At 71.7% G+C, this 3,416-nt stretch carries 2 protein-coding genes and 1 pseudogene; 1 reads left to right on the top strand and 2 read right to left on the bottom strand.

From position 1 onward, the window contains the following. A partial coding sequence (locus HG543_RS52620; protein ID WP_169352516.1) for a DUF2270 domain-containing protein occupies positions 1-741 on the bottom strand: 741 nt, incomplete at its 3' end. A 100-nt stretch (positions 742-841) separates the two neighbouring features. On the opposite strand from HG543_RS52620, the gene HG543_RS52615 reads away from it, so the two are divergent. After that, entirely contained in the window at positions 842-2,953 is a 2,112-nt protein-coding gene (locus HG543_RS52615) for a response regulator (protein WP_169352515.1), read from the top strand. A gap of 79 nt (positions 2,954-3,032) precedes the next feature. Here HG543_RS52615 and HG543_RS54815 read toward each other — a convergent pair. Next, positions 3,033-3,416 (bottom strand): annotated as a pseudogene (locus HG543_RS54815) (NIPSNAP family protein); the annotation flags it as partial.

The raw sequence follows: 3,416 nt of genomic DNA, 5'->3' as shown, positions 1-3,416 counted from the left end.
CCGCCGGGGCTGGCGGCGCCGGTGGATGGCATAGGGCCGGTAGAAGGACTCCCACAGGGCCGCGCGGCGGCCCCGGGGCCGGGGGCGCAGCTCACCCATGGGCGCGCGGATGAAGAAGGAGGAGGTGAAGAGGTAGGTGGCGGCCAGCGTGAGGAAGGCCAGCAGGGCCATCACCACCGGCCCCGGGAGCCAGGCCACGTGGGCACGGTCCATGAACTCGGAGAACGTGTCCGGTGGCTTCGGGTGGCTGTAGACCTTCACGAACCAGGTGAGCATCAGGACCATGAGGATGGGTCCATAGGCCCGGTTGAGGCGTGTGGAGATGGCGGACATGAGCGACAGCTGGAGCTGCGGCCGGGACATCTCCACCGCCAGCTCGCGCATCGCGTCCGGGTCGATGGGCTCGCGCCGGAGCATCGGCGCCCACCAGCCGTCCTCGAGGAGGCGCACCCGGCGGTTCCACAGGTCGTAGTAGCGGTAGCGCCGCGCCTCGATGAGCAGGAAGGTGATGACCATCCAGATGCCCACCAGGAAGGTGACGTGGGAGCTCTGCGGCGTGGCGAAGCCGAAGGAGATGACCGCCGCCGTGGTGGTGAGCGCCCAGTTGGTGGTGGTGTCCAGGCGCGTGCGCCACGTGTCGGAGCGGCTGAGCTCTCCGCGGAAGAGCTGCGCCATGGCCTGCTGGGAAATCCAGGGCGGCTCCTGGAGGAGGTCGTTCTTGTCGCGCTCTTTGCTTGCCATCCGTGCATGCAAGGTGGGCCGGCCGGTAATTGGATGCAATGCGAGTGTCAACGGAGGACATACGAGGGGGGACAGGCAGCCAGGCAGGCGCCGGGTGGCCATGGCGGGCGGGCGTGCACAGCTTGAGGCCTTGAACGTGGCTGCCCTGGACCCCATCAAGGCTCTCTCCGACCTGCTCGGCGAGGAGCGCGAGCGCGTGGCGCGCCTGTGGGCGAAGCGCCTGCGGACGGAGACGTATGAGGTGGACATCCCCGGGCGCGATTTGCGCGCGCCGCTGCGCCGGCTGCTCGACGAGCTGGACCGGCTGCTGAGGGACCGGGGAGAGGACGCGGTGCGGCTGTGGCCAGAGGTGGTGCGCCCGCACGGCGTCTTCCGGTACAGCCAGAACTTCGACCCCGAGGACCTGTCGCGCGAGTTCAAGGCGCTCGAGGAGGTGCTGCTGTACGTCTACGCGCGCCGCAACCTGGGCTACATCGAGCCGGAGGTGGCGACGCTCATCGCCGACCTCGTCTGGGAGGCCAACGCGGCCGCGCAGGCGTCCTACTCGCGCGTGCTGAAGACGGAGGAGGTGCGCTTCCGCGAGGCGGCGGTGATGGAGTCCGTCCTCAACCAGGTGGACGTGGGCATCATGCTGGCCGAGGTGGACGGCACCGTCTCGTTCGCCACCCCGCCGGTGAGCCGGCTGATGGGGCTGCCCATGCGCGCGGTGGTGGGGTCGCGGGGGGCCAATACGCTCGGCCCGGTGCTGGGGCAGGTGAACGCCCGCCACCCGACGGGCGAGCCCTTCAAGGTCGCCGACATGCCCTTCCTGCGCGCGCTCAAGGAGAAGGGGCCGGTGCGCGGGGTGATGATGGTGGTGGAGCGGCCCAGCGGCGGCGAGGCCACGCTGGAGATGAGCGCCACGCCCGTGTGGGAGGAGGAGGGCGAGCTGGCCGGCGCCATCCAGACCTTCACCGACCGCACCGAGGCGGCCAACAAGACCAAGGCACTGCAGAACGCGCACGGCGAGCTGCGCCGGCTGCAGGGGCGGCTGTTGCAGCGCACCCGCCAGCAGGCGCTGGGGCAGCTGGCCACCGGCGCGGCGCATGCGCTCAACAACTTCCTCAACGTGCTGCGGCTGCGCATCACCCTCCTGCAGCGCGAGTTCAAGCCCGAGCACCTGGAGGCGCTGGACAAGACGGTGCAGCAGATTGGCGAGCTGGTGGCACGCCTGCAGGAGTTCAACGTCCAGCGCACGCAGGAGAACCCCACCGACGTGGTGGTGGACCAGATGGTGCGCGAGGCGCTGGAGCTGGCGCGCGGCGAGCTGGAGCAGCGCGAGCACCCGGTGCTCGTGGACCTGGACCTGGGGAGCCCGGGAAAGGTGCGGGCCGACGCGGGCTTCTTCCGCGAGCTGGTGGTGAACCTGCTGCTGTCGGCCCGGGACCGCATGGAGCAGGGCGGGCGGCTGCGCGTCACCACGCGCGCGGAAGGGGAGCCCTGGCTGACGCTGCGCATCGAGGACGAGGGCCCACCGTACGCCATGGAGGAGCTGTCGCAGCTGTTCGACCCGCTGCGGCGGGACTCGGGGTTGCCGCAGCTGTCGCTGTATCTGGCGGTGGCGCGCGCGCAGGTGCAGCGCTGGGGTGGCGAGCTGAACGCGGAGAACAGCACCGCCGGCGTGGGCGCGGCCTTCGTCGTGCGGCTGCCGCGCGTGCATGACGCGGCGGTGACGGAGGCGCCTCGCGGCGAGACGTCGCGCGCGGAGGAGACGCGGCCGGGGGCGCCCCGGCGCTTCCAGCAGACGCGGCGCGTGCTGGTGGTGGACGACGACCTCGACAACGCGCGGATGATGGCCGAGGTGCTGGGCGAGGAGGGCTATGACGTGCAGGTGGCCCACAGCCCGGAGGTGGCGCTGGGCATGTGGGACCGGCGCCGCTTCGACGCCGCGCTGCTGGACGCCGTCATGCCCGAGATGAGCGGGTGGGAGCTGGCGCGCGAGCTGCGCAAGAAGACCCCGCAGGCGCTGTTGGCCATCGTCACCGGCATGGACGTGCGCGGGCAGAACCGCGCCAACCTCGCGCTGGTGGACGCGGTGTTCCGCAAGCCCATCGACGTGGGCGCGCTGGACGACTTTCTCGGGCAGTCCGAGGGCGGCACGGGCGAGGGCGGGGCGGCGGAAGGGTCCGCCTCCGGTGCCCAGGGGACGGGGCCCACCGGGCTGCACCACTGAGCACGCCCCGCCGTTGACCGCCGGACGCTACGCGAGCGCCGTCACGGGCTGGAGGCAATGGACGCCCATGGGCGTCAGCCTACCCCCGCAGGCGGGAGCGGGCACCGGGCGAGAGCTTGAGGACCTCGGGCGCGGACTTCAGGCGGCGCCTCAACGTGGGCTCCACCCGCTGCCTCCAGGCCGGAGCGTCTGTCAGCCGCGACAGCCGCTCCCCGAGGAGCTCGGGCGAGGGCGCGGAGGAGAACCAGACGAAGACGTGCTCACCCTCGCGGACGGGAAGCGCCGGGAAGGTGTTGGGGCTGTCCTCCGTCACGAAGGAGGCCGACACCGGGAGGCCCATCTCCTCCAGCAGCGGCTCCAGTTCCCGTGCGAAGAAGCGGGTGAAGTCCTCGTCCGCGGCCGTCTCGAAGGCATAGACGGTCGCCACCACCACGCCGCGGGGGGCGGGGGCGGCTCCCGGGGC

It is taken from the genome of Pyxidicoccus fallax (genome assembly GCF_012933655.1).
Classification (GTDB): Bacteria; Myxococcota; Myxococcia; order Myxococcales; family Myxococcaceae; genus Myxococcus; species Myxococcus fallax.
This window is presented reverse-complemented; position numbering and strand designations above follow the sequence as displayed.

Excerpts from the sequence above, each read along its gene's own strand:
- HG543_RS52615 (WP_169352515.1), top strand. The coding sequence starts at position 842 with ATGGCGGGCGGGCGTGCACAGCTTGAGGCCTTGAACGTGGCTGCCCTG.